The organism is Thalassotalea sp. SU-HH00458 (assembly GCF_040362795.1).
Lineage (GTDB): Bacteria > Pseudomonadota > Gammaproteobacteria > Enterobacterales > Alteromonadaceae > Thalassotalea_H > Thalassotalea_H castellviae.
This window is the reverse complement of sequence record NZ_BAABWW010000003.1, coordinates 269,046-293,332: the sequence shown is the minus strand read 5'-3', so window position 1 is coordinate 293,332 and position 24,287 is coordinate 269,046. Positions and strand designations below refer to the sequence as shown.

The window sequence follows — 24,287 nt, the reverse complement described above, 5'->3', positions numbered from 1 at the left end:
TTATTTTCATCACTTGTAATTAGAGTAATAAAGATAGGACATGTTTTGACAATAGAAAACAATAAAGAGCAACGACTGGTTATTCTTGATACCGAAACAACTGGCATAAATCCCAGAGAAGGGCACAGAATCGTTGAAATTGGTTGTGTAGAGATGATCAATCGGCAACTGACAGGTCGAACTTATCATGCTTATATCAAACCCATGCAGCATGGTATGCAAATGATCATGGATCAGGAAGTTATTAATGTTCATGGTTTAACGGATGAGTTTCTTCGAGATAAGCCACAATTTGATCAGATAGCACAAGAGTTTATAGATTTTATTAAAGGCGCTGAACTTGTGATTCATAATGCTAAGTTTGATGTCGGCTTTATGGATCATGAATTTGCAATGGCCAAAGCTAATTTACCTATGACTCATGATATCTGTACGGTTACAGATACCTTAAAAGTGTCAAAGGATGAATTTGGTTCGCCTAAAACCCTCGACTTTTTGGCACGGCATTATCGAGTAGATAAGTTAGTTGATCGAACTTATCACGGAGCATTAATTGATGCTCAGCTGCTAGGCTTTGTTTACATCGAAATGACCCGTAAACAATCGGCATTAAACTTAACGGTTGGTGAAGGGGATTCAGAAGGAGCAGACGCAAATGCCATCAAACGTTTACCCATAAATAGGGAAAAATTAAAGATTATCTATGCAACGGCCGATGAAGTAACAGAACATGAAAAAAGATTAGCCATTGTTGCTGAAAAGGGGAGCGAACCCATATGGAAAAATTGAATTGGTTAAAAACTTGGGCTGTAGTGGTAATGACCTTTTTACCACAACACTTGATCGCACAAGATCAAATGCCTGATGTAAAATATTATGAGCAAGATGATATTACCAATCAAATTCCATATTTTGACAACCGATTTCATATTGATGCACAACTCGACGAAATTACCTTGCTTTTTTATCGTAATAACGGCTCTCCCCCTATTATTCTAGTTCGTCCTGATGGCAGTAAATTAAAAATTAATAACTTTCCTAAAGATAAAATAGAATGGTATGACGATAGAACCTTTGATTTAATCACTATAAAACAGCCGATGCCGGGACCTTGGCAAGCAATTGGTGATATTTTACCTAATAGTAAAATCATGCTGGTGTCAGATGTAACGCTAAAAGTTGATCCTATTCCCGACATAGTATTATCCGGCGAAACTTTGAAAATTAAGGGGCAAATATTTAATCGAGAACAATTGGTTGATGATCCTCTATTTGATGATGTTATCAATCTTGATGTTGATTTTTATAGTACCAACAATACAGGGTTTGATAATTTCGGTGCGGAACCTATTGAGATTGGTTCATTTAGAGACGATGGTTATGATTTAGATGAATATGCAAAAGATGGTATTTTCACGGCTGAATTTAATTTAGATTTCTCTCCTGGTGAATGGTTACCTATTTATAAGGTTATCATGCCTAGAGCTACTCGCGAACTCAGACAAAAACCTATTATTTTAAGACCTAATCCTGTGGAGATTTCGGTAGAAGCAACCAGTGATCCATTAGATTTTCATCTAGTTACTTTACATATAGATGAGAATAACGTTGATCCTAATAGCATGATCTTTCAAGGTAAAATTACTTATCCAGACAGGCAAACCGAACCGTTTGCCATCATGGAGGGTGAGGGCAACACTCGAATTAAAAAAGTTGGTTACACGGAAGCGGGTATACACCGTATTAGTTTAAATGCTTATGGCGAAACAATAAACGGTAGAGAGTTTCGTTTAGTTGTTCCTGAATTCTCTTTTAATGTGGAAAGAATGGATGGGCCATTAGTGCCTACTATTGATGGTGAAGAAGACACCATTAGTGCGGCTGAACAAGCTGCTGAAGCGTTAGCCGCTAAAATTGCCGAAGATAAAGCACAACTAGAAATGGAAATCGCGCAAGCAAAAGCGGATCAAGAGGCTGCTCAGAAGCAAACATTGATTATTATTGGTATTTCCAATGCGGTTATTATCGTTATTGGCTTAGGTGTTTTCTTTTTTTTACGACGAAAAAAGAAGTAAATTTTTCAATTTCAGATAAAAATTGATGATATTTGCTGAGTTTTTCCGCTTATTGGTCATCAATTGTCCAGATAGCCAAATGATTATAAAAAAGTGGTTGACGCATTCGATTGTTAACCGTATTATTCCCGCCGCATTCAACGACTTGTTGTTGAAAGCAGCGATTAATATGCGGAGTGGTAGTTCAGTTGGTTAGAATACCGGCCTGTCACGCCGGGGGTCGCGGGTTCGAGTCCCGTCCACTCCGCCACTTAATCCCTGCTATTTGTATCTTTGCGGAGTGGTAGTTCAGTTGGTTAGAATACCGGCCTGTCACGCCGGGGGTCGCGGGTTCGAGTCCCGTCCACTCCGCCACTTGATACATCAATAACAATTGTTTGCGCGAAATAATGCGGAGTGGTAGTTCAGTTGGTTAGAATACCGGCCTGTCACGCCGGGGGTCGCGGGTTCGAGTCCCGTCCACTCCGCCACTATTTCACACGTGTCGAGCAACGTTTCATGTTCAAAAGAAAAATACAGAGTGGTAGTTCAGTTGGTTAGCCTTTTATTTAGCGAAGCGGCCTGTCACGCCAGATGTGTTTCGCGGGTTCGAGTCCCGTCATTAATACTCAAAAGAAAAATATCGCGGAGTGGTAGTTCAGTTGGTTAGCTTTTTTTTTAGCGAAGCGGCCTGTCACGCCAGATGTGTTTCGCGGGTTGAGTCCCGTCATCAAAACTCAAAAGAAAAATATCGCGGAGTGGTAGTTCAGTTGGTTAGAATACCGGCCTGTCACGCCGGGGGTCGCGGGTTCGAGTCCCGTCCACTCCGCCACATTTTTCACCTTCATAGTCTATTTCAAAACTTCACAAGCTTTTATAATTTCCTTTGCGCTAAAGCAATAAGCTCGCTTCGAGTGTTTATTCCTAACTTGATATATATTCGATATAAATGATTTGAGACTGTCGAAGGTGAAAGAGCTAATTTTTTCGCAATTTGTTTAAAGGTTTGACCCTGACAAACCCCATCAACCACTTCTTTCTCACGTGTGGTCAAGATATCAAATTGATTAATAATCCTGATTGATACTTTAAATAATGCCCCTTCAACTTTTACTGAAAAATGTAAGTTACCTTGGATAAATTCGAAGTATTCCTCATTACTTTCTAGTAAATCAGCGGGAAACGCTTGATGAGACGCTTGGGGCATATGCTCATCAAGCACAGCAAAAAACTGTGGCGTTACACAATGGTATATGCCTTTGGCATCACATAAAGCGTTAATTTGATTACTTTGTGATGCATCCACAGACTTTGGTGTCATTGATATTTCTGAAAGTTGTCGATAAGCAAAACAACTCATTAAATGATAAAGTAAACGGCTTTGTAAGCCTTGTTCAGCCTTAGTAAATAAATGTGCTCTGTCGTATCGATAAAGAGTTAATAAGGTAAACACGCCACTGCGTTCATCGACATTTATCGAACTTAAAATTCTTTCAATATCACAGGGTTTAAAACATTTATGATAAAGCTCTGAACGATAAAAATTTTCATCATCTATGACATCACTCATATTCACCGCCGACCCTAATTGTTCTGTAATTTGAGTAAAAATAGGGTTGATTGGTAAATATTTTAAAAGATTGTTAAAGATCTCATCTGAGACGTCTAGGGTTATTTGAGTATGAAATTTCTTCGTTGAAATATGACCTGTCCCCCAGATCGCACCATCAAATGGTATTACTTGCCGAAGCAGATCTAATGCCCAAGTTGGAAAATCTGCTAATGAAACATTGAGAGCGCCACGATAAAGTTGGCTAATGAATTTATCAGCGTCAGTATTTTTTATCAAAGTTTCATTCATTAGGTAATTTTTACTATAGTCAAATTGAGTTAATTCACAGAATATAAAGTTAATTTTTATGCTAACAGGTGGTTAGTTAATGGAACAAGAAAAACTTTTACATTGCGATACTGTGATTGCTGGTGGTGGTCTCGCCGGACTTGTCAGCGCACTTGAATTATTGCAAGTAGGACAGCAAGTAATGGTTATTGATCGCGATACTCCAGAAAGGTTAGGTGGTCTAGCTCGTTGGGCTTTTGGTGGTATGGCGTTAACAAATACTTCACAACAAAAAAAGATGAAGATCCCCGACTCCTCCCAAACGTTATTAAAAGATTGGCATAGTTTCGCGGAGTTTACTGAGCAAGATATTTGGCCGAAAGCGTGGGCGAAAGAGTATGCAGAGCATAACCATGACAAAGTCTATTTATGGTTAAAAAAAATTGGCTTAAGTTTTTTACCCGCAGTTAATTGGGTGGAAAGAGGGTTATATCAACCGGGTAATTCTCTACCTAGATACCATGTTTTGTGGGGAACAGGTTGGCAGTTAGTTGAAACTATAATTGCATTATTAACCCCTTTTATCAAAAGCGGCGCATTAACGATTTTTCATCAACATAAAGTGTTATGTACTTTGCTTGAAAACCAGCAATGTATAGGCGTACAAGTCAATGACGAAGTAAATGATGTTAATTTTAATATTAATGCGAATAATACCATTATTGCCTGCGGAGGAATAAATGGCAGCTTGGAGAAAGTAAAAGAGCATTGGCCATATCAAGGCAACCAAGTCAGTAGCAAAGTATTAAATGGTGCCAATCCCATTTCAGATGGCAAACTTCATGAACATATTAATGCCATTGGTGGCAACATTACTCATGCAGATAAAATGTGGAATTATGCGGCGGGTATACATCACCCTCAAGCAGAGTTTGAAGAACACGGACTCAGTTTAATTCCTAGTAAATCTGCCATTTGGTTAAATCATCTTGGAAAACGAATAGGACCTATGCCATTAGTGACAGGTTTTGATACGCACTATTTATGTCAGCAAGTGGTGCAACAAGAAAAACCGTGGACTTGGCAAGTCCTCAATGAAGCCATGGCAAAAAAAGAGCTGGCGGTGTCGGGCTCCCTTCATAATCCTTCGATCAAAAATAAAAAATTATTTAGCTTTTTAAAAGAAATATTACTTGGTAATAAACGTTTGATCAGACAGTTAAGCGATGAAAGTGAAGATTTTATCTGTGCGGATTCACTGAGTGAATTAACTGAAAAAATGAACGCACTCACTGACGATGATTATATCAAGTTCGATGTTATTCAAGATGAAATAGCTCACTATGATAATGAATTGAACAAACCGACCAATTTACAAAATGATGAACAGATCAGGCGCATTATGCATGCGCGTCAATGGGGACCTGATAAATTAAGAACATGCCAACCTAAACCCATTGTAAATAACCGTAATAAACAATCGTTGATCGCAATACGTTTGCATTTAATCAGTCGAAAAAGTTTAGGAGGGATACAAACCAACCTGAAAAGCCAAGTGCTTAAAGAAAATGGGGAAATTATGCCAAACTTATACTGCATAGGAGAAGCCGCAGGTTTTGGCGGTGGCGGAGCATGTGGAAAGCGTTCTTTAGAAGGTACATTTTTATCCGGGTGTATTTTAACGGCTAAAAATGCCGCACAAGCAATAATAAATAATAACGATGAGAACTAATGATGAAAAAAACAGCCGCGTGGTTAGTCAGATATGCCTTAGAGCAATTAAACGTAAAATTTACCTTCGGGATCCCCGGGGTTCACAATACTGAAATTTATGATGAATTAGCTAAGTCAGATCAAATAGCACCTATCTTAGTAACTCATGAAGGTTATGGTGCGTTTATGGCGGATGCTGTGAGTCGCAGTAGTGAGAGTATTGGAACTTTAGTGATTGTTCCTGCTGCGGGAGCAACCCATGCCGCAAGTGGAATAGGTGAAGCCTATTTAGATGGTATTCCAATGTTAGTGATCAGTGGTGGAGTAAGAACAGACTCTCAATTTCAATATCAGTTACATGATATGGATCAGCATAGAATGTTAGAGCCAATCACGAAAAAAACCTACAAGGTAGAAAATCATCAAGATGTAGTTGCCACTATTTTTGATGCCTATAAAGTCGCGAATGGAGGTGAACCAGGACCTGTATTTGTTGAGATCCCAGTTAACCTTCAATTAGACAAAGGCGAGGTAGACGAGTTAATAACCTTTAGTCCTTCATTACCAGAAAAAAATAATGATTTAGATCTTGCTTTGTTGGAAGCCGCTGAACTTTTAGCGAAAGCAAAAAATCCGGCAATATTTGTTGGTTGGGGAGGGGTTGAAGCGATTCTTCATACTGAAACTATCGCTGAATTGCTGAGTGCGCCTGTGGCAACCACTTTGCAAGGGCTCAGTGCTTTTTCAGCAAAACATCCACTGCATACCGGTATGGGCTTTGGCCCCGCGGCGGTTCCTGCAGCGACTAACGCGTTTAAAAACTGTGATTGTTTGTTGGCTATCGGAACTCGTTTTGCTGAAATAGCCACCGGAAGTTTTGGCGTTGAAGTTCCCGATAATTTGATTCATATCGATATAAATAAACAAGTCTTTAATGCGAATTACCCAGCTAAAGTTGCCATTGAAGGGGATGCTACATTGGTGTTAGCTTGTTTAGTTGAAAAACTAAAGCAAATGACAATCGTGGAAAAGCAAACGGAAAATATTAAAGGAGCAATTAAACAAGACAAAGCAGCTTATCGAGAAGAATGGTTAAAGCATGATAGTAAAGATCGGGTAAATCCTGCTCTATTCTTTCAACATTTACGTCAGCAGCTTGATGACGATGCTTATGTTATTGCTGATGATGGTAATCATACCTTTTTAACTGCTGAACTGATGCCATGTTATCAAGCGAAACACTTTTTCAGCCCAACTGATTTTAATTGTATGGGTTATGCAATTCCAGCTGTGATAGGCACTAAACTTGCCAACCCTGAGAATCAAGTCGTAGGAATTATCGGGGATGGAGCTTTTCTGATGAGCCAGACTGAGCTATTTACTGCCGCTCATTTAAATATAGGGGCAATTTTTACTATTTTTAATGATGGTGAGTTAGCACAAATCTCTCAAGCGCAGCAAACAACCTACAATAAAAAAACCTGTACCATTTTACCTAATGTTAAATTTGAAGCCATCGCTCATGCGAGTGGTTGTCAGTATTTACGTATTGACGTTAATGATGATATTGATGAAAAAATTGCGCTAGCGCTTAACTATGCTAAAAATAAAGTACCGGTAGTGTTGGATGTCAATATAGATTATTCAAAGAAAACACGTTTTACCCAAGGCATTATTACGACCAATTTAAAACGAATGAAATTACCGACAAAAGTACGGATGATTTCAAGAGCGTTATGGCGTCGTGTTTAATAACGTAAAAAATAAGTGGTTTGACCAGTTGCTTTTATACTTAATGTCCAATAGTATAAAGTCATTATACAGGTCGGACCTATTTGGAGTTTATTCATGTTGACATACAAAGCACCTATTGCAGATATTAAGTTTCTTTTTGAAGATGTATTCGGATATTACAAACATTACGAAAAATTTCCTGAATTTGAAGAAGCGACACCTGATTTAGTTGATGCTATTTTCCAAGAATGTGCAAAATTCTCTGAAAATGAATTATTACCAATGAATCAAAGTGCAGATAAAGAAGGCTGTAAATTTGACAATGGTACTGTTACCACGCCGAAAGGTTTTAAGGAAGCTTATCAGCAATATGTTGATGGTGGCTGGCAGTCATTGTCGCATGGCATTGAGTATGGTGGTCAAGGCTTACCACCTTCACTTGGTATGGTTAAGTCAGAAATGATGGGGACAGCAAATTGGTCTTGGGCAATGTATCCTGGATTGAGTCATGGTGCGATGAACACTATTGATGTACATGGTACAAAGGATCAAAAAGAACTTTATTTAACTAAACTTACCGAAGGCACATGGACAGGTACTATGTGTTTAACAGAGCCACAATGTGGCACTGACTTAGGTCAAGTGAAAACTAAAGCGGTGCCAAATGGTGATGGTACTTATGCAATTAGTGGAACTAAAATATTTATTTCGGCAGGTGAGCATGATCTCGCTGAAAATATTATTCATATTGTTTTGGCGCGCCTACCCGATGCCCCAAAAGGAACGAGAGGTATTTCACTCTTTATTGTACCTAAAATGGATGTAGAGCAAGACGGTAGCATTATTGGTGGTAACCATGTCACGTGTGGCTCTATCGAAGATAAAATGGGTATTAAAGGTTCAGCAACTGCGGTATTAAATTTTGACAATGCCAAAGGTGTACTCATTGGCCCTGAAAACAAAGGGTTAGAGTGTATGTTTACTTTTATGAATACCGCTCGTGTAGGTACTGCTTTACAAGGGGTTTGTGCCGCTGAATTGTCTTACCAAAACGCATTACTATATGCAAAAGAACGTCTTTCAATGCGTTCATTATCTGGAGCTAAACAACCAGAAAAAGTAGCAGATCCTATTATTGTTCATCCTGATGTTCGTAAAATGTTACTCACACAAAAAGCGTTTGCTGAAGGCGGACGTGCGATGATTTATTATGTTTCAAAACTTGTTGATACCATTGAAACCTCTAAAGATGAAAAAGAACGTAAACGTGCAGATTATCGTTTAGGGTTTATTACGCCAATATTGAAAGCATTTTTAACTGAAGTAGGCTCTGAAAGTGCCAACTTAGGTGTTCAAGTTTTCGGTGGCCACGGTTATATTAAAGAGTGGGGCATGGAGCAAATTGTTCGCGATTGCCGAATTTCTACTTTATATGAAGGGACTACGGGTATTCAAGCGCTTGATTTATTAGGCCGAAAAATATTGTTGAGTCGCGGAAAATCATTAAAAAGTTTTACTATGGAAATATTAAGTTATTGCCGTGAGAAAAGTATGATTTCTAGCAACCCTCATAAACGTCAAATGAATAAATTTATTTGGCCATTAAGTAAAGCGGTGGCGAATTGGCAACAATACTCCGTTCGTTTAGCGATTAAAGCCAAAAAAGATCGCGACATGGTTGGCTCAGCTTCTGTTGATTATTTGATGTATTCAGGTTACATCACCATGGCATACTTTTGGGCGCAAATGGCACAAACGGCTTATGAAAAACTAGCAGGTGATGTCGAAAATAGAGACTTTTATCGTGCAAAAATTAAAACTGCTGAGTTTTATTTTGATCGTATTTTACCTCGTATTAAATCGCATGCCGCAACTATGATGGCAGATCCTAAAAGTTTAATGCAATTAGATGAAGATTTATTATCATTTCTTTAATGAATAGTCTTTGAAGAAATCAAAAAAAGCTGCATTAGCAGCTTTTTTTATTTTGGCCGTTTGCGATTCAAACAACCTATTAGTGACACGTTATAAATGTCTGATCAAACGGAGTAATTTGAATTTTAGTTTTGTATAAGGTGCAAACCTTACCGGTAAGTCTTTTAAAAACGGTCGATATAACACTGACTTTAAATGGCTAAAATTATCAAAACCTGCTTTGCCGCTATATTGCCCCATACCGCTTGGCCCAACACCACCAAAAGGTAAATCAGGTACGGCATTAAACATGATCACATCATTGATACATTGGCTGCCTGAGCTGATTTCATTAATCCAGCTCTGCGTTTGTTGACTATCTTTGCTAAAGATATAAGCAGACAATGGTTTTTCTCTTGATTTAACCAAGGTTTTGGCGGCATCAAAACTATCAATAGTGATAATAGGTAAGAGTGCACCAAAAATTTCATCGGTCATAATAGCGCTATCAAGTGCTGGGTTAAGAATAATGGTGGGTTCAATATAGTTTGTCGTTAAATCAACTTCCCCTCCGTGAACAATCTCACCATTATCCATATAAGATGCTATACGTTCGGTATGACGACGATTAACAATCCGTCCATAATGAGGGTTGTGCTTTATGTCGTCGCCAAACATTGATTTAATTTGCTTTTTAAGTGCAATAATTAAATTTTCAGCGACATCTTTAGTGGTTAGAATATAATCTGGAGCAATACAAGTTTGTCCTGCATTTAACCATTTTCCCCAAGCTAGCCTTTGCGCGGTTATTGTTAAATCTGCACTTTTATCAACATAGACTGGACTTTTACCACCTAATTCTAAAGTTACAGGGGTTAAATGCTTTGCTGCTGCGGTCATAACAATACGGCCAACTTGTCCATTGCCCGTATACATAATATGATCAAAAGGATAGGTTAATAATTCGGTGGTTTCTTCAACGCCACCTTCAATGACCGAAACCGCTTTTTTATCTAAATATTGTGGGATAAGTTTGGCTAATAATGCCGACGTTGCTGGTGATAACTCTGACGGTTTAATGACTGCGCAATTACCCGCCGCAATAACCGCAACAAGGGGAGCTAATACAAGTTGCAATGGATAATTCCATGCGCCCATTATTAGTACCGTACCTTGAGGCTCTGGTTGAATGTATGAACGACCTGGTTGGGCAACAACTGGGGTTGAAACTTTGCGTTTTTTTGCCCATTTATTCAGGTGTTTCAGCATGTGATCTACATCGCCTGCAACATACGATACTTCGGTGATCCATGCCTCTAAAGCTGGTTTACCTAAATCGGCCTTTAAAGCATCTAAGCAAAGTTGTTCATTTTCTGTGACCAGTTTTTTTATTTGTAATAATTGCTTTTTACGCCAAGCCAAATCATGAGTAATTTGGCGATTAAAATATGCTTTATGTACGTCGACTTGTTTTGCAAAATTCATAAAGTTTCCAATAGTAAATGCGTGAGTGGTCAGATGACTTAATCTACACTATTTAGAACTTTTGTACAAAACTGAATTAACGTTTTAATTGCAAGATCCAATAAATTAAACGTTCCACCGTTTTCTGGATATTATCGACGTTAATTTCGTCCACAGGCACGACTAAATTACGATATTCTAATTGTGTAAAGACGGTTAACATAATGTCTGCATCTAATGCCGCATTCTCATCATTAAAATATGAACAAAGCTTTATAAATGGCAAAATTAATGCTTGTTTATGTATCTGTGCTAATTCCCTTAATTTAGGACTGATCTGGATCTCGGTAAAGAGTAATTGTTCTATCGCTAGTTCTGTCGAGTGATGTTTAATTTTGCTATACAAATAATTAGTGGCCATCTCGCTCAGTTTATCTGCTAACTCCATGCGTAAAGCGACTTTTTTTAACTGGGTTTTAGTATAAGACTCTAATAAGTCAAAGGCAGGTAACCAGGCTGCACCTGCTCTAGAAACGGTTTGAGTTGAACTCAATACAAACGCTTCATGAACCAGTTCTTTTATATCTTTAAAATAATAAGTGGTTAAGGACAGTTGAAGTTGAGCATGAGTTGCGATAGCTCTATGAGTGGTGCCTTTAATACCTTGCGTGGCTAAGACTTCAATCGCCGCGGTAAGAATTTGATTGCGCGTTTGTTCACCTTTTGAACGACGCTTAACTAAAGTTTTATCTTTTAGTACAGTCATATTAAATACTACTTAAAATTTTAATTTAATTAACATTAAATTAACGTATTTTTAATATATATACAATGATTGTAACTAAGTGGTAGCGCTTACTTAGACAAATAATGTGTTATTTTACGATCATTTTTTTGCCAAAGTTGTGTTAACCATTGATGAAAGGATTGTTTATATTGAATATCTTCTTGATAATTGCCACGAAGTTTCTCAACGTCAGCTATCTGTTCTACATCAATAATCACTTCTTTAAGTTGTCCTTTTAGCATTTCCTTCATTATATGGCCATTATTGTGCGGGTAGACCAAGGTGATATTGAGAATTTTATCAAATTGCTCACCCATAGTTGCTAAGGTAAAAGCTATACCGCCAGCTTTGGGGTTAAGCAGGTGATTAAATTTATTTTGTTGTGCTTGATGTTTTTCAGGCGTAAATCTCGTGCCTTCAACAAAATTAATGATGGTTGTTGGGGTATTTTTGAATTTTAGGCATGAGCGCTTTGTTGTTTCTATATCGGTCCCAATTAAGTGCGGATGTTTCTTAAGATAAGATTTACTGTATCTTTTCATAAATGGCATATCTAAAGCCCAACATCCCATGCCAATAAAAGGAACTTTTTTTAATGAATCTTTAAGAAAATACTTTGGCTCTGGAATATGTGTACGTGCAAAATTAGATAACACAAATATATCTAACCAACTCTGATGATTAGCGATTAATAAGTACCATGAATCTTTACTTAATCCTTCATCACCGGTAATGGTCCAGGTAATTTTATTGAATAGATTCATAATAAGAAAATTATTTAACGCCCAAAAGCGGTAAAGAATATGCATAGGTTTATGCACGGCTTGATGAACAATTTTTAAAGGGAAAAATAATTTTATCAAACCACCTAATAGCAAAAAAGTACCAGTAAAAGCTAGGTTTAAACAAAACAAAGTAAAAGAAAGAGGCATCAAGATAAAAGCCGGTAAGCCTGATAGCATAAGTTAAAAAGAAAGTTTATGAATTATTTGTGAAATATTTTACGTGGTATTTAACTATATTGGTAATGCTTTATTAGTTACACATGTACGCTGAACAGTATGATATTAGGTGTTTTTAATAAACTTATCGCATAAAAAAAGAGTGAATTTTTAATTTCACTCTTTTTAGTTTTATAGCATTTGAAATAAACGATTCGTTATTTTTGTTGTTGCGCAAACGCTGCAGAAATCAATTCGTCATTATCAAAGTCATCAACATTGATCACCGCTAAACGTTGCTGTTCGGCTTCTGTTAATAATTGCGCTTCCTGTTCGGTAATAACATTAGCTTCTAAACCTTGTTGGGCAACCTTATCAAGTTGATAGAAAGGTAGTTTTTTATCAATAGCCTGACAAACTCGGTCAAAAATAGGTTCACAAGCAATAATATTGAGTAATGCCGTTTCTAGTTTACCTAAATTATTTTCACCATCATCTGTTAAGTATTGACCTTGTCCCAAACGTGTTCTGGCATCACATGGGGTTTGTAAAATTTTTGCTACCTTGTGATCTGTGATATCAGATGGTTTTTTCAACCAAGTGCCTAAAGGGAATATTATTGCACGAAGTGCTAAAGCGACCACTGTATTAGGGAAGTTACCAATAAGCTCATCTATTGCTTGTTGTGTGCGATACAATGAATCTTCAACCGCCCACTGAACTAAAGGTAAATCATCTACTTGACGACCTTCATCGTTAAAGCGTTTTAAACTAGCACTGGCTAAATAAAGATAACTTAAAATATCGCCTAATCGTGCTGAAATTCTTTCTCTACGCTTTAAATCGCCACCTAGTGTTAACATAGCGATATCAGAAAGCATGGCTAAATTTGAACTAAATCGTGTCATTAATTGATAATAACGACGTGTTTCATCATTAAAAGGTGTTTTGATAAAACGAGCACCAGTAAATGACATCCATTTGCTACGAACGATATTGCTGATGGCAAAACCAATATGACCAAATAATGCGTGATCAAAATCGATCAGCGCTTTTGACTCATTAGGATTACCGGCCGATTCAAGTTCAGCGAGTACATAAGGATGACAACGAATAGCCCCTTGACCATAAATGATCATACTTCGGGTCAAAATATTGGCTCCTTCAACGGTTATCGCAACAGGCGCACCTTGATAACCTCGGGCTAAATAATTGCTTTTACCCATACAAATACCTTTACCGCCATGAATATCCATCGCGTCGGTCACGCAAGCGCGCATTTTTTCGGTTAAATGATATTTTGAAATAGCAGAGACAACGGAGGGCTTTTCGCCTAAATCAATAGCGCCAGTTGATAGGGTTGTTACAGCATCCATTAAATATGCGTTGCCACCAATACGGGCTAAGGCTTCTTCAATCCCTTCCATTTTACCTATCGGTAATTTAAATTGTCGTCTAATACGGCTATAAGCGCCGGTTGCTAATGCGATAGATTTGATACCACCAGCACTGTTCGAAGGTAATGTAATGGCACGACCCACCGATAAACACTCCACTAACATTCGCCAGCCTTGTCCTGCCATTTCTGGGCCACCAATAATAAAATCAAGTGGAACAAATACTTCATTGCCTTGTGTTGGACCGTTTTGAAAAGGAACATTCATTGGGAAATGGCGTCGACCTGTGATAACGCCGTCAATGTCGGTTGGAATTAAGGCACAGGTAATGCCTAACTCTTCTTTATCACCAAGTAAGCCGTCAGGGTCTCGTAATTTAAACGCTAAGCCTAATACTGTTGCAACAGGGGCTAAAGTGATATAGCGCTTGTTCCAAGTTAATTTCATCCCTAAAGTTTCTTTACCGTCAAATTCACCTCGACAAACAATACCAAAGTCAGGGATTGCACCTGCATCTGAACCTGCTTCTGGGCTTGTTAAGGCAAAACAAGGGATCTCTTCGCCTCTGGCTAATCGTGGTAAATAGTGATCTTGCTGCTCCGTAGTACCATAGTGTTGTAATAACTCACCTGGACCTAAAGAGTTTGGAACACCAACGGTACTGGCTAACACTGTACTAGCACCTGATAATTTCTGAAGAACTCTTGATTGTGCATAGGCGCAAAATTCTAAACCACCATATTGTTTTTTAATGATCATGGCAAAGAACTTATTGTCTTTTAAATACTGCCACACTTCAGGTGATAAATCGGCTCTATCGTGTGTAGTCTCCCAGTCATCTATCATTTTACATACTTGTTCAACAGGGCCATCTAAAAAAGCTTGTTCTTCTGCACTTAGTCGAGGTATTGGATATTGATGAAGTTTTTTCCAATCAGGACTTCCTCTAAATAATTCTGCTTCAAACCACGTTGTACCTGCATCGATGGCTTCTTTTTCAGTGTCTGACATTTCAGGCATTATTTTTTGAAAAGCACTGAGTAACGGTTGGCTAAGATATTTTTTACGAACGTCTGCGATATTAAAAGGCAGAATTATAATGGCGAAAATCAACCAGCCCCAAAATGAAATTACATTAAAAAAAGATCCGATAACCATTAACGCCGCAAATGAAACGCTAAACGTTGTTAATGACGCACGGTTATAAGTCATAAATACAATTAGTGCGATTGCACATACTAGCCAAGTAAATAGTTCCACAAAAATTCCTTACATTTAAAGAGGTCAGACCACTAGGTTTAAATAGCTTAATTTGCTTTTGTGTTAATTTCAATCATTTATTCACAACTTGATAAACGATAATCTTTGCTTTGATACATCGTTTGTACTTTATGTTTAATGATCTCTTTAAATATAGCAGCTTAGCGGAAATTGGCGGTTAATATCGTTTAATATTAGTTAATAGATTAATTATTCATAAAACATCAGTGGATGAAGTGATCACTGTTGAGAAAAGATAAGCGGTACTTGGTTTTTTTGCCATAACGGATGTTTAGCCATAACCTTAGTAAACATGGCGCTTTGCAGATACTTATTTAACCACTCTCTTACTTTAGGGTAAGGAGCTTGCAAATACCATTGACGCTCAATACGCGCAAATTGTCTAATAAAAGGTAATAGCGCGATATCCGCCAAACTTTCATGATTTGATATTAAAAATTGGTGCTCTGTTAATCTTTGCTCTAATTGCAAAAGATAAACTTCACAGGCTTGTCGGCATTCAATAAGGTTTGCTTCATGATATCGCTTGGCGCATTTATAATTTTCTAAGCAGGTTTTAAACTGAACATCAAAGGTACTAATCAGCGCCATCATTTCTTTATTTCTACAGATATGCCCGTCAGACTCGTTTTTATGCAGAAAGTCAGCGGGATCTTGATGTTGAAAAGCCCAGAGCATAATGTCTAAACTTTCTTCTATCACTGTACCATCGAATAAAACTAATACTGGGACGGTTGCTTTTGGTGATGCATCGAGCATTTCTTGAGGTTTATTACTTAACACTATGTCTCGTAAAACCACTGTTCGTTTCGCTTTAAATAACGCGAGTCTTGCTCGCATTGCAAAGGGGCAATGTCTTAAAGAGTATAAAATTGGCAGTTGGCTTATGTCATTCATATAAATTTTACGAGCTAGGCTAAGTCTTTCTGGCGATTAAACTACTTTAACGATATTCATCTGTTAAATATACAGGTAAAATCTCACCTTAATATATCGAATAAATAAAAGTTGTAGAAATGGATCATAAAATTGAATTATTAGCCCCCGGTGGTGATGTCGATGCAATTAAAGCGGCAATCATTGCAGGGGCCGACGCGGTTTATTGCGGATTAGATACCTTTAATGCCCGAAATCGTGCCTCTAATATTTCATTCGAACAACTGGTCGGCATTATCCGTTTAGCTCACCAATATCAATGTGAAATATTTCTAACCTTGAATATTGTTATTTTAGAGCATGAGTTTAAGTCATTAACTAAATTATTGAATAAACTAGTGAATACCACACTTGATGGGGTAATAGTACAAGATCTAGGTTTACTTTATATTTTAAGAAAACATTACCCAACGCTTGATATTCATGCTTCAACTCAATTAACTACTCATAATGTCGGACAAATACCGTTTCTTAAAAAACTAGGTGCTACTAGAGTAAATCTTTCCAGAGAATTAAACTTAAGAGAGATCACTGCGATGGCGAAGGTCGGTCATGAAAACGATGTTCTTACTGAAGTGTTTGTTCATGGCTCTCTCTGTGTCGCTTTTTCTGGGCTTTGTTATTCAACATCGGCTAGTGTCGGTAATTCTGGTAATCGTGGCCGTTGTAGTCAAGCGTGTCGTGAAGAATATGAAACCACAGAGTCAGGGAATAATTTTCCTTTAAATATCAAAGATAATTCTGCTTTTTTTGATTTACCCACGTTAATTGATGCCGGAGTTCACTCATTCAAAATAGAAGGGAGAATCAAAGGGGCTAGCTACGTCCATACGGTTGTGGATAGCTTTCGAAAACAAATAGATGGTTATTTTAAAACGGGTGAGTTACTAGAAGATGGCGAACGATTATACAAAGTTTTCAATCGTGATTTCTCAAACGCTTTTTTACGAGGCGATCTTAATCAATCGATGTTTATTGATAACCCTCGTGATAATTCGAAAAACCATGCGGTTGAAAAGTTGTCTTCAAATAAAGGCGAAGCAATTTCCGTTGTACAAATTCATGACATAGAACAAAATCTTAGTGATGAAAAGTCAGCTATTCAGGCAAGTGTTTTTGATAAAATTAAATATTTAAGTATTGAAAAACAGCAACTCACATTGCACATCATTGGCAGTGAAGGTCAACCTCTTCAAATTAAAGCTATTGTTGAAGATACGGTACAAGCGGCGCAAACTCATCTTGTTCAGTCAACGTCATTATTAGCAAAAACAGCAAACAATGCTATTGATCAAAGTGCAATAGAAAAACGTTCTAAAAGTTTAAATAACGGTCACTTTTACCTAAGCGGTATCAATTTAGATCGTTTTGAGCATGGCTTAAGTATCCCTTTTAAAGAGTTAACATTACTTAAAAATACATTATTGCATGCATTAAATAACCACCAAACTATTCATCCTGAAGTAGAGTTACCAACACTTGCTAATCATGAAAAAGTAAATAAAGAGAATAACGAATTATCAATATTAATCTCTGGTATTGCAGATGTCTCTTTACTGGCTGAAACCAACGCAGACATTTATTTTAAACTACCTGACGCTTATAAGCGGGGCTGTGTTAAATATGTCGATTTTTTCAAGGAAAATCCTAGGTTAATTCCTTGGTTTCCATCGGTCTTAATTGGCAAAGATTATGACGTTGCCTTGAATATTTTAGAACAAGTGCAACCACCACTCATTGTTACGAATAATACCGGCATTGCCAACAGAGCCAGTGAGTTAGGCGTTGAGTGGATTGCTGGGCCATTTTTAAATACCACTAATTCTTATGCATTGTTAGCCATGAAAGAAAACTTCAATTGTCGAGGCGCTTTTATTTCTAATGAAATCAACCATAAGCAAATCAAAAATATTGCTCGACCGGAAGGGTTTAAATTATTTTATAGTATTTATCATCCTATTCTATTGATGGCGAGTCGTCAGTGCTTTTTTCAACAAAGTGTCGGTTGTGAAAAGCCGCGTATTGATAATGGCTGTATGTTGTCTTGTGATAAATCAACAAGTATCACTAATTTAAAAGGTGAATCATTTGCCATTGATAAGCAAAAGGCTGGTTATCCAAGTATTTATAACCAAGATCAATTTTTAAATATGGATATTATTCGTGATCTGGCAACCTTATTTGATGGGTTTATGATTGATTTAACTAATATTGGTGCAGGGGATAAAACCTCACCGGATAAAAACGTGTTGATTCAGCAGTTTGAACAATTGCTACAAGGGGACTCATCTTTCGAGTCTTCGTTACATGCGTTAGTACCTGAATCGACGAACGTGCAATATTACAATGGTTTATAAGTGTTGATTGTTTAAATTATCCCGTATATTTAAGTTGGTATTTTTAAACATTATTGAAAAGTAAGGTGTTTTAAATGTGTGAATTGTTAGCCATGTCTGCCAATGTTCCAACAGACATTTGTTTTAGTTTTAGTGGCTTAATGCAAAGAGGAGGGAATACCGGCCCACACAAAGATGGTTGGGGAATAACTTTTTATGAAGGAAAAGGCTGTCGAAGTTTTAAAGATCCTTTACCTAGCTCTCGTTCACCTATCGCGCAATTAGTGACCGAGTATCCGATTAAAAGTGAAGCGGTTATTTGTCATATTCGCCAAGCAAATTCAGGTGGGATTTGTCTTGAAAACACCCATCCTTTCACTCGTCAAATGTGGGGGAAAAATTGGACTTATGCTCATAATGGACAATTAACGTCATTCAAAGAAGAGCTGCCTATAAAATTTCATATACCGATAGGCACTACCGATAGCGAACATGCATTTTGTTGGATTTTAGACCAGTTACATATTAAATTTGCAGAGCATGAACCAAGCAATGAAGTGCTCTTTCAATTCATTGCATCCTTAAGTGAGAAAATTAACCGTTTAGGGGTGTTTAATTTGAACATTTCAAATGGTGACTGCTTATTCGTCTATTGTTCAACTAAGTTGCATTGGATCACTCGACGCGCACCTTTTGGTGAAGCGAGTTTAATCGATGCTGAGATGGTGGTGGACTTTCATAAAGAAACAACGGCCAATGATATTGTTACCGTTATTGCTACCCAGCCATTAACCGACGATGAAACGTGGCAAAAAATGGTACCGGGTCAATGGCAGTTATTTTGTTTAGGTGAGTCTATTGCAAGTGGGCAAACAGAGGCTGAAATTAAAGAGCCGGTACATGTTGCCCCTTAACCTACTTGCTAACATCATTTAGCGTTTAACAGCTTGAACAATAACGGCTTTATTTTGTCACAGGTTGACCATCAATAGAGACTTTACTCAGTTGTGCTTCAAACTGTTCTACGCCTGATTTCGCTTGGTAAAGCTTAACCATTAAATAGTCTAATTCAGGAGCAAACCATGCATAAGTAATACGATTTTTTTCGACAACTTCTCGTTTTAACTTTATGGTTTTAACCAGCCCATACGGCAACATAATATCTTCTTCACCATCATACTGATAGACATAGTTTTTAATTTTACCTGAGGTGCTTATTACAGGGTAAACAAAATGTTTTTGTGTAGGGTTTTTAAGTAAGTTAATACGATTTTGCAGATGGTAACTGAGCTTATCTTGAATATTAATTGGGAAATCAATGGTTTTTTCACGTTCTTTTATCATATCAAACGCTTTGTTATTTTCAGTATCGTAACGCCATTGGTATTCTTTATCTCGACCTGTACCCGAACGTTCATAATGATACTGTGTCGGGATCACTTGATTGTTTTTCAAAGCCACGGTTGAGGTTTCTTTTCGAGAATCAGAAAAAATGAGCCATTCAATATCGGTTTGATAACTATATTCAATCAAGCCATTGTCAATATTTTTCAATTCTCTTACACCGGTACCAACAACGGATGACTTATGTAAGATAGTATATTCTGCGCTAAAAGGCTTAACGACTATGTTCGCACTGTTTTGTTCATGTTCACTTGCACTTGCAAGTTGAGTAAAAGTGAGTGTTGATAAACAAAAATAACATAATGCTTTTAGCATAAAATTCCTTAACTATTATTCACTTGCATAACCTGATGTAGGTAAGCTTACCCCATCTAATACGGCTTTGTCACCTTGCATAACGACTCTACCTGAACAAAACCAATTAATGACAAGCGGATAAATTTTATGTTCTTGAACATGAATTCGACTCGCTAAATCATCGGCTGTGTCTTCAGGAAAAATAGGTACCTTCGCTTGTAAAATAACGGGACCACCATCAAGTTCTTCGGTAACAAAGTGAACACTGACACCGTGTTCTTTATCATTAGCATCAATCGCACGTTGGTGTGTATTGAGACCTTGGTACTTAGGCAACAAAGATGGATGAATGTTCAATAATTTTCCAGAAAAATGTTGCACAAAAGCAGGTGTTAAAATGCGCATAAATCCAGCAAGGACAACTAAATCAGGCTTGTAGTCATCAATAGCGTTCACTAAAGCTTGGTCATAACTTTCTCTTGAATCATACGCTTTATGAGAAAGTACTTGATGAGGGATGTTGGCATTTTCGGCACGTGTTAATCCAAAAACTTCAGCTTTGTTGGAAATAACGCCAACGACTTCCCCAGGATAGTCAGTCGACTTGCAGGCATCTATAATTGCCTGCAAGTTTGAGCCGCTACCTGAGATTAAAACAACAATACGACGTGTCATTTAACGGGTACCTTGATTATGAATTAATCACTACTTGTTCAGCACCATCTTGCAATTGTGCAATGGCACCAATATGCCAGGCTTTTTCACCATGAGCGGATAAAATCTCAAGGCTTTTTGAAACTTGGTCTGCAGGCACAACGATGATCATACCAACACCACAGTTAAAGGTACGGTACATTTCGTGAGTCGTGATATTGCCTTTTTCTTGTAACCAGTTAAAAATTTCAGGCCATTGCCAGCTGTTTCCATCAATAACGGCTTGAGCGTTATCAGGTAAAACACGAGGAATATTCTCCCAAAAACCACCACCAGTAATGTGAGAAAGTGCGTGAGCTTTTACTTCTTTAAGCATGGCTAAAGTTGATTTTACATAAATCTTGGTCGGCTCTAATAAATGCTCAGCGATACTTCTATCACCTAACATTTCGGCGGTGTCGGTATTATTGACTTCCAATACTTTACGAATCAACGAAAACCCATTTGAATGTGGTCCTGAAGAGCCTAAGGCAATTAATTGATCACCAGCGGCAACTTTTGAACCATCAATTAATTCAGATTTTTCTGCAACACCGGTACAAAAGCCTGCAATATCGTAATCACCGGCATGGTACATACCAGGCATTTCAGCCGTTTCACCACCAACTAATGCACAACCTGATTGTACACAGCCTTCTGCAATACCTTTAACCACATCTGATGCAACGTCAACTTCAAGTTTACCAGTGGCGTAATAATCTAGGAAATATAAAGGTTCAGCACCTAAGACCAAAAGATCGTTTACACACATAGCGACAAGGTCAATACCAACCGTATCATGTTTTTTAAGATCAATGGCTAAACGTAATTTTGTGCCGACACCATCCGTACCTGAAATAAGAACAGGCTCTTTATATCCCGTAGGTAATTGACAGATCGCCCCAAAACCACCAATTCCACCCATAACTTCTGGACGAGTAGTACGTTTAACAGCACCTTTTATATTTTCAACTAGGGCATTACCAGCATCAATATCAACACCAGCATCTTTATAGCTTAAAGACTGTTTTTCTTCACTCACGGGGGAACCTCGTTTTGTTACCGTTATTAGATGAAATAATCAAAAATAATTTTTGCATGATTATAAAAGTGCGTATTCTACCAGCGCAGGAGCTTGCTGAAAATCTTTATAATAAATTATTTTTTTTCGAGGATTAAAACGCGTTAAGTTATGATAATATTCTTTTTATGAAAAACCTCTCTTTGAAAAGAATGATTAGATATTGGTTTGTTTTTACAATAATTTTTACCTCCTTTGCTATTTGTCTATCAACGAATGCCGTTGAAGTAAAAGATTTATATGTGGCAAAAGTTGCTGTTGAATCTCAAGGGAGCAATGATCGAAACCGTGCTTTAAAACAAACATTGCGTGCTGTGTTAATAAAAGTAGGTGGCCATCAAAGCGTTCTTAATCATCAAGCCATTAGAGCTCAATTAAATCGTTACAATAATTTTGTTACTCATTATCGTTATGAACGACATGCTGAACAGCAATATTTATTGGCCAGTTTTGATGAAGCTAAAATCAATCAATTGTTTGTTGATGCTAATCTTCCTATTTGGGGAAGTTTAAGACCACAAGTGGTTTTATGGTTAGTGGATGAACAAGGATTAACTCGTCAAGTCGTTAGTGAAAACAGTAGTTCATCTTTGGTTGAAACAGTGGCTGAATTTAGTAGTTTAAGAGGCTTACCGATTGCGATGCCATTATGGGATATTACCGACACGAATGTTATTAGTGCTTCTGATATCTGGGGCAGATTTTCACAACCCATTTACCATGCATCAAAACGTTATCAGGCTGAAGCAATTATTGTTGTAAGACTTTCAGATAATAGTTTATTAACGGAAGAACAACTTATCACTAATGCCGATGGCTGTGAGTTGTTATGTCAATCAGCGGTTGCATTAGATTGGGGGTATTTATCAGCGGATAATGTTGATTTGCCTCCTCAATTTAGTAAACGCTATCAAGGGTTTAATCGAAGTGAATTACTTAGCCAGGCTTTAAGTGATATTACTGACGATATATATCAACGTTATGCGTTGTCTACGGAAGAAAATAATCACTTTGAAATTGATGTCGCGAATATCGACTCGCTTGCTCGTTATGTACAAGTGAGTCAGTTTTTACAAGAACTTTCTTCCGTGCAAGCGGTTCGATTAACTCAGGCTGAAGGGCAAGTTCGTCGATTTAGTTTAACGCTACTGGGCTCAAAACAAGCTTTTTTAGCTTCATTAAAATTGAATAAGGTTTTAAACCAGCGCATTGATATCCTCAATCCTATCCTTGATGAAAAAGTACCTGTCTTTTATTGGGAGCGATTGTGATTCAAAACAATCAGTTAACTTTATCTGTGCAGCTACCTGATGACGAAACGTTTAAAAGTTATCAAAGTGAAGTCAATCAATCGGTTTGCAAATTATTAAATGACTTTATTTCCAATCAGGCTGAACACTCGCAAGAGAAGAATATCAGTGGTTTTTATTTATTTGGCCTAAAAGGGGTAGGTAAGTCACACTTACTGCACGCATGTTGTGCACAAGCACAAGATAGCCAACTAACCTCAGTGTGTTTATCATTCTCCGAATTACGTCATTTATCAGTGGAAGTTTTAGATGGCTTGGAGCAGATCGATTTAATTTGCCTAGATGACATTCAATATATAAGCGGAGAAGCTGACTGGCAACAGGCCGTTTTCGATTTATATAATCGCGTTTTAGAGCAAAATAAAAAGATAATTATTACGGGCGATAAAAGTGTTCAAGCACTGCAATTAACGCTACCTGATTTACGTTCGCGGTTATCTTGGGGCTATATAGAACAAGTAAAACCCCTGTCTGATGATGAAAAGCTATTGGCAATTCAATTTCGAGCACAACAAAGAGGCTTGTTATTAACCGATGAGGTTGCACGATTTTTATTAACTCGGTTATCTCGTGAAATGTCGAGCTTATTAAAAGCGTTAGATAAGCTCGATAAAGCGTCGATAAGAGAACAGCGCAAAATTACCATTCCCTTTATCAAAGACGTGTTATTAACCTAACGGGTTAATCAATCAAGTTAACCTTTATTCTGACGCTTGTTGTTCTTTTTTCTTTCGAATACTTAAACCTAATTCTTGGCCACGATATTTTGCAAAATAACTGCCTGATATAAACATCATAGTGGTAAAAATTAATTCTAGCATTGCCCAAATCATGTCTTCTTCAGAAACCCACAAAGTGGTTAAACTATGAAGGAAATAAATCATGACTATAAAATTAGACCATGCGTAAGTATATGGGTTTCCTTGTATTAAACCTTTTAATGGGAATAATAACGGTAAGGTAAACATGACTAAAGTAAGCATGGGTGAAAGGCCATCAGATGGATTGATCAGCAATAACCAAAGTGGCATGTATACCAGTAAAGCAAAGTAACCGGTTAAGGCTATTTTCTTATGGGCTTGAGTTGAAAAATATCGGTTCATTG

The 24,287-nt window shown here is 37.5% G+C and carries 19 protein-coding genes and 4 tRNA genes; 13 read left to right on the top strand and 10 right to left on the bottom strand.

The window, feature by feature from the left end; genetic code table 11:
- Window positions 1–45: 45 nt before the first annotated feature.
- The 6 genes from dnaQ to ABXH06_RS06550 all read left to right on the top strand — a co-directional run bounded on the left by dnaQ (window position 46) and on the right by ABXH06_RS06550 (window position 2,886).
- On the top strand, window positions 46–789 hold the full coding sequence (dnaQ, locus tag ABXH06_RS06575; protein WP_353517678.1) for a DNA polymerase III subunit epsilon: 744 nt from the start codon (window positions 46–48) through the stop codon (window positions 787–789).
- Complete coding sequence (locus tag ABXH06_RS06570; RefSeq protein ID WP_353517677.1) at window positions 777–2,075, top strand: TIGR03503 family protein; 1,299 nt, start codon at window positions 777–779, stop codon at window positions 2,073–2,075. The genes dnaQ and ABXH06_RS06570 overlap by 13 nt, the downstream gene beginning before the upstream one ends.
- 173 nt (window positions 2,076–2,248) lie before the next feature.
- A tRNA-Asp gene (locus ABXH06_RS06565) sits at window positions 2,249–2,325 on the top strand.
- A gap of 27 nt (window positions 2,326–2,352) precedes the next feature.
- Window positions 2,353–2,429, top strand: a tRNA-Asp gene (locus ABXH06_RS06560).
- Window positions 2,430–2,468: 39 nt separating this feature from the next.
- Window positions 2,469–2,545, top strand: a tRNA-Asp gene (locus ABXH06_RS06555).
- Window positions 2,546–2,809: 264 nt separating this feature from the next.
- Window positions 2,810–2,886: transfer RNA gene (locus ABXH06_RS06550), tRNA-Asp, on the top strand.
- 42 nt (window positions 2,887–2,928) lie between these two features.
- On the opposite strand, the gene ABXH06_RS06545 is transcribed toward ABXH06_RS06550, so the two are convergent.
- A complete protein-coding gene (locus ABXH06_RS06545) occupies window positions 2,929–3,915 on the bottom strand; it encodes a response regulator transcription factor (protein WP_353517676.1) in 987 nt (328 codons plus the stop codon).
- A 79-nt stretch (window positions 3,916–3,994) separates the two neighbouring features.
- Here ABXH06_RS06545 and ABXH06_RS06540 point away from each other — a divergent pair, with 79 nt between their 5' ends.
- The 3 genes from ABXH06_RS06540 to ABXH06_RS06530 all read left to right on the top strand — a co-directional run bounded on the left by ABXH06_RS06540 (window position 3,995) and on the right by ABXH06_RS06530 (window position 9,276).
- Window positions 3,995–5,626 carry an FAD-binding protein gene (locus ABXH06_RS06540; RefSeq protein WP_353517675.1) on the top strand — a complete coding sequence of 544 codons (1,632 nt, stop codon included), beginning with the start codon at window positions 3,995–3,997 and terminating at the stop codon, window positions 5,624–5,626.
- Window positions 5,626–7,359 (top strand): thiamine pyrophosphate-binding protein, encoded by a 1,734-nt coding sequence (locus ABXH06_RS06535; RefSeq protein ID WP_353517674.1) that lies wholly within the window; start codon window positions 5,626–5,628, stop codon window positions 7,357–7,359. The genes ABXH06_RS06540 and ABXH06_RS06535 overlap by 1 nt, the downstream gene beginning before the upstream one ends.
- Before the next feature lie 96 nt (window positions 7,360–7,455).
- Window positions 7,456–9,276 carry an acyl-CoA dehydrogenase C-terminal domain-containing protein gene (locus ABXH06_RS06530; protein ID WP_311576108.1) on the top strand — a complete coding sequence of 607 codons (1,821 nt, stop codon included), beginning with the start codon at window positions 7,456–7,458 and terminating at the stop codon, window positions 9,274–9,276.
- A 90-nt stretch (window positions 9,277–9,366) separates the two neighbouring features.
- Here the strand turns inward: ABXH06_RS06530 and ABXH06_RS06525 are convergent, their stop codons facing one another.
- The 5 genes from ABXH06_RS06525 to ABXH06_RS06505 form a co-directional block, all read right to left on the bottom strand.
- A complete protein-coding gene (locus ABXH06_RS06525) occupies window positions 9,367–10,740 on the bottom strand; it encodes an aldehyde dehydrogenase family protein (RefSeq protein ID WP_353517673.1) in 1,374 nt (457 codons plus the stop codon).
- Between the two features lie 76 nt (window positions 10,741–10,816).
- Window positions 10,817–11,485, bottom strand: coding sequence for a TetR/AcrR family transcriptional regulator (locus ABXH06_RS06520; RefSeq protein WP_353517672.1), 669 nt, complete (start codon window positions 11,483–11,485; stop codon window positions 10,817–10,819).
- 89 nt (window positions 11,486–11,574) lie between these two features.
- Window positions 11,575–12,468: a 1-acylglycerol-3-phosphate O-acyltransferase, YihG family gene (yihG, locus tag ABXH06_RS06515; RefSeq protein WP_353517670.1), complete on the bottom strand. Its 894-nt coding sequence runs from the start codon at window positions 12,466–12,468 to the stop codon at window positions 11,575–11,577.
- A 197-nt stretch (window positions 12,469–12,665) separates the two neighbouring features.
- Entirely contained in the window at window positions 12,666–15,104 is a 2,439-nt protein-coding gene (fadE, locus tag ABXH06_RS06510; RefSeq protein ID WP_353517669.1) for an acyl-CoA dehydrogenase FadE, read from the bottom strand.
- Between the two features lie 240 nt (window positions 15,105–15,344).
- Window positions 15,345–16,022, bottom strand: coding sequence for a glutathione S-transferase (locus tag ABXH06_RS06505; protein ID WP_353517668.1), 678 nt, complete (start codon window positions 16,020–16,022; stop codon window positions 15,345–15,347).
- A gap of 119 nt (window positions 16,023–16,141) precedes the next feature.
- Between ABXH06_RS06505 and ABXH06_RS06500 the strand changes: the two genes are divergently transcribed.
- Both ABXH06_RS06500 and ABXH06_RS06495 read left to right on the top strand, forming a co-directional pair.
- Complete coding sequence (locus ABXH06_RS06500) at window positions 16,142–18,418, top strand: peptidase U32 family protein (RefSeq protein WP_353517667.1); 2,277 nt, start codon at window positions 16,142–16,144, stop codon at window positions 18,416–18,418.
- Between the two features lie 74 nt (window positions 18,419–18,492).
- Window positions 18,493–19,311 carry a class II glutamine amidotransferase gene (locus ABXH06_RS06495; protein ID WP_311576087.1) on the top strand — a complete coding sequence of 273 codons (819 nt, stop codon included), beginning with the start codon at window positions 18,493–18,495 and terminating at the stop codon, window positions 19,309–19,311.
- 49 nt (window positions 19,312–19,360) lie between these two features.
- Here the strand turns inward: ABXH06_RS06495 and ABXH06_RS06490 are convergent, their stop codons facing one another.
- From ABXH06_RS06490 to purM, 3 genes are read right to left on the bottom strand one after another with little or no spacing between them, the layout of a single operon-like run.
- Entirely contained in the window at window positions 19,361–20,116 is a 756-nt protein-coding gene (locus ABXH06_RS06490; RefSeq protein ID WP_353517666.1) for a DUF3108 domain-containing protein, read from the bottom strand.
- 15 nt (window positions 20,117–20,131) lie between these two features.
- Window positions 20,132–20,773 carry a phosphoribosylglycinamide formyltransferase gene (gene purN, locus ABXH06_RS06485; RefSeq protein ID WP_353517664.1) on the bottom strand — a complete coding sequence of 214 codons (642 nt, stop codon included), beginning with the start codon at window positions 20,771–20,773 and terminating at the stop codon, window positions 20,132–20,134.
- Between the two features lie 16 nt (window positions 20,774–20,789).
- Window positions 20,790–21,833, bottom strand: a complete 1,044-nt coding sequence (gene purM / locus ABXH06_RS06480) for a phosphoribosylformylglycinamidine cyclo-ligase (RefSeq protein WP_311576080.1) — start codon at window positions 21,831–21,833, stop codon at window positions 20,790–20,792.
- 191 nt (window positions 21,834–22,024) lie between these two features.
- Here purM and ABXH06_RS06475 point away from each other — a divergent pair, with 191 nt between their 5' ends.
- Window positions 22,025–23,143 (top strand): DUF2066 domain-containing protein, encoded by a 1,119-nt coding sequence (locus ABXH06_RS06475; protein ID WP_353517663.1) that lies wholly within the window; start codon window positions 22,025–22,027, stop codon window positions 23,141–23,143.
- Window positions 23,140–23,859, top strand: coding sequence for a DnaA regulatory inactivator Hda (gene hda, locus ABXH06_RS06470; RefSeq protein ID WP_353517662.1), 720 nt, complete (start codon window positions 23,140–23,142; stop codon window positions 23,857–23,859). Before ABXH06_RS06475 ends, hda begins: the two co-directional genes overlap by 4 nt.
- A gap of 24 nt (window positions 23,860–23,883) precedes the next feature.
- Here hda and ABXH06_RS06465 read toward each other — a convergent pair whose 3' ends face one another.
- A complete protein-coding gene (locus tag ABXH06_RS06465) occupies window positions 23,884–24,285 on the bottom strand; it encodes a DUF2069 domain-containing protein (RefSeq protein WP_353517661.1) in 402 nt (133 codons plus the stop codon).
- Window positions 24,286–24,287: the final 2 nt, after the last annotated feature.

What these genes read in the sequence shown, in the direction of transcription:
- ABXH06_RS06570 (WP_353517677.1), top strand. Translation starts at nt 777, where the DNA reads ATGGAAAAATTGAATTGGTTAAAAACTTGGGCTGTAGTGGTAATGACC.
- ABXH06_RS06545 (WP_353517676.1), bottom strand. Translation starts at nt 3,915, where the DNA reads ATGAATGAAACTTTGATAAAAAATACTGACGCTGATAAATTCATTAGC.
- ABXH06_RS06540 (WP_353517675.1), top strand. Translation starts at nt 3,995, where the DNA reads ATGGAACAAGAAAAACTTTTACATTGCGATACTGTGATTGCTGGTGGT.
- ABXH06_RS06535 (WP_353517674.1), top strand. Translation starts at nt 5,626, where the DNA reads ATGATGAAAAAAACAGCCGCGTGGTTAGTCAGATATGCCTTAGAGCAA.
- ABXH06_RS06530 (WP_311576108.1), top strand. Translation starts at nt 7,456, where the DNA reads ATGTTGACATACAAAGCACCTATTGCAGATATTAAGTTTCTTTTTGAA.
- ABXH06_RS06525 (WP_353517673.1), bottom strand. Translation starts at nt 10,740, where the DNA reads ATGAATTTTGCAAAACAAGTCGACGTACATAAAGCATATTTTAATCGC.
- ABXH06_RS06520 (WP_353517672.1), bottom strand. Translation starts at nt 11,485, where the DNA reads ATGACTGTACTAAAAGATAAAACTTTAGTTAAGCGTCGTTCAAAAGGT.
- yihG (WP_353517670.1), bottom strand. Translation starts at nt 12,468, where the DNA reads ATGCTATCAGGCTTACCGGCTTTTATCTTGATGCCTCTTTCTTTTACT.
- ABXH06_RS06505 (WP_353517668.1), bottom strand. Translation starts at nt 16,022, where the DNA reads ATGAATGACATAAGCCAACTGCCAATTTTATACTCTTTAAGACATTGC.
- ABXH06_RS06500 (WP_353517667.1), top strand. Translation starts at nt 16,142, where the DNA reads ATGGATCATAAAATTGAATTATTAGCCCCCGGTGGTGATGTCGATGCA.
- ABXH06_RS06495 (WP_311576087.1), top strand. Translation starts at nt 18,493, where the DNA reads ATGTGTGAATTGTTAGCCATGTCTGCCAATGTTCCAACAGACATTTGT.
- ABXH06_RS06490 (WP_353517666.1), bottom strand. Translation starts at nt 20,116, where the DNA reads ATGCTAAAAGCATTATGTTATTTTTGTTTATCAACACTCACTTTTACT.
- purN (WP_353517664.1), bottom strand. Translation starts at nt 20,773, where the DNA reads ATGACACGTCGTATTGTTGTTTTAATCTCAGGTAGCGGCTCAAACTTG.
- ABXH06_RS06475 (WP_353517663.1), top strand. Translation starts at nt 22,025, where the DNA reads ATGATTAGATATTGGTTTGTTTTTACAATAATTTTTACCTCCTTTGCT.
- ABXH06_RS06465 (WP_353517661.1), bottom strand. Translation starts at nt 24,285, where the DNA reads ATGAACCGATATTTTTCAACTCAAGCCCATAAGAAAATAGCCTTAACC.